We start from the raw sequence: 1,744 nt of genomic DNA, 5'->3' as shown, positions 1-1,744 counted from the left end.
ATAAGCGACGCAGACATCTCACGTGTTTATGAAGTCAAGCGGCGAGGTTTGCGACCGGTGGAGTGAAGGCTGTGGCTTCATCGAAACGGGTGCGGGTGTTGAGGCAGTGGTGGAGTTGGCCGAGGAGGCGGTTGAAGAGGTTCCGTTGGGCCGCGGCATGCCAGTCCCCTGCTGCTCGGCGGCGTTGGTAGTGGGCTCTGGCGCCTGGGGATCCGGTGAGTGCGGACAGTGCCCACATGTAACCGGCGGTACTGAGTCGGTCGTTCTTGACGAATCTGCGGCCGACGAATGTTTTCTTGCCCGAGGCCCTGGTGATTGGTGCGGAACCGGCATAGGCCTTCAGGGCGCGGGCATCGGAGAAGCGTGTTCTGTCGTCCCCGATCTCGGCCAAGAGCCGTGCACCGAGCTGTGTGCCGACCCCTGGGAAGCTGAGCAGGATTTGGGCATCGGTGTGGGCCAGGAAGGCCTCTTCAACGGCGATGCTGAGTTGATCGACGGCATGGCAGGCCGCATCGAGCAGGAGCAGCAGTCCTGATGCCTGCTGGCCCATGGCGTCTTCGACTGCCTGGGGTTGTCGGGCATGGTCACTACGAAAGATACCTCTGATCCGCTGGGCCTCGGCGGCGATGCCACGGGATCGTCCAGCACGGCGCAGGGCGGCTTCGATCCGGGCAGTGCTGAGCCGGCACGCTGCGTCCGGGGTGGGTGCGATGCGCAGAAGCTCTCTGATCTCGGGGCGGGCCAGGCCGTTCTGCCAGACCGAGCTGGCTTGGAGGAGAGCCGGGTAGAACTGGCGAAGCACGGAGCGGAGTTGGTTGACGGTTTGCTGACGTGCCCAGACCGAATCCTGCTGTGCGCGGGCTAGGACGGTGATCGCACGTACCTGGTCGGTATCCGCTGGCAGGGGCCGGTGTGCGTGGGCATCGGTGCGAAGGATGTTCGCCAGCACCAAGGCATCTCCTGGATCCGACTTTTTCCTGGAAACACCGTGCCTGTCCCGGTAGCGTGCCGCCGAGAGCGGATTGACCGCGTAGATCTTCCGGGCGCCAGCGCGCAGGGCAGCGACGAGAAGACCCTGGCTGGTTTCAATTGCAACCGGGACAGGGTCCTCGGGGGTATCCCCGTGTTCGGCGAGCAACTCCATCAGCGCCCGATAGCCTGCAGCGTCATCGGTAATGCGGCGTTTGGCTAACAAACCGCCGGCACTGTCGATGATCGCAATGTCGTGGTGGTTCTCGGCCCAATCAATCCCGCAGTAGAGGTCCAATCTGTACTCCTTGCAGTCAGGGTGTTCTGTTCCCGGGGTGTGCCCAGTTCGGATCACGCGGCGCCCTAATTCCAAGACTCGAAGGTCTGCCATCTCACCAGCCGTTCGTGAAACGAGTTCACTCCGGGCGCCCCGGTCTAACCAAGAGCTCTCAGGCTCCCGGAGCAAAAAGGGGTCATCCCGCAGTCGGCACGCACCACGAGAACCAACTACCACGCCAGCAGTCAGAGGTTCCACCGCCACGCGGGCGACGGAACCTCGTCGGCAGAGACTCACAAAGCATCTACCGGTTACTTCGAGGTTCTGCGGCCACAGCCGCCACCAGAACGTGCCGCTCTGCGTCGAGGATTCAAAGATCCAAGAGCGCCGAAGGCATCGAGCCAGCGGTAGGCCGGCCGCAGAACCCCAAAGACAGCCTTCCCAGTCCGACCGATACGGGCTTGTGAAATGCCGCCTAACAACGAATTAGGAGCGCCG

The 1,744-nt window shown here is 63.0% G+C and carries 1 protein-coding gene; it reads right to left on the bottom strand.

Features of this window, described 5'->3' with window-relative positions; translation table 11 throughout:
* Positions 1 to 34: 34 nt before the first annotated feature.
* Complete coding sequence (locus ACX80P_RS16920) at positions 35 to 1,321, bottom strand: IS110 family RNA-guided transposase (RefSeq protein WP_459279262.1); 1,287 nt, start codon at positions 1,319 to 1,321, stop codon at positions 35 to 37.
* Positions 1,322 to 1,744: the final 423 nt, after the last annotated feature.

This window comes from Arthrobacter arabinosi (assembly GCF_054511115.1).
The sequence above is the reverse complement of the archived record's forward strand: the minus strand, read 5'-3'. Positions and strand labels throughout refer to the sequence as shown.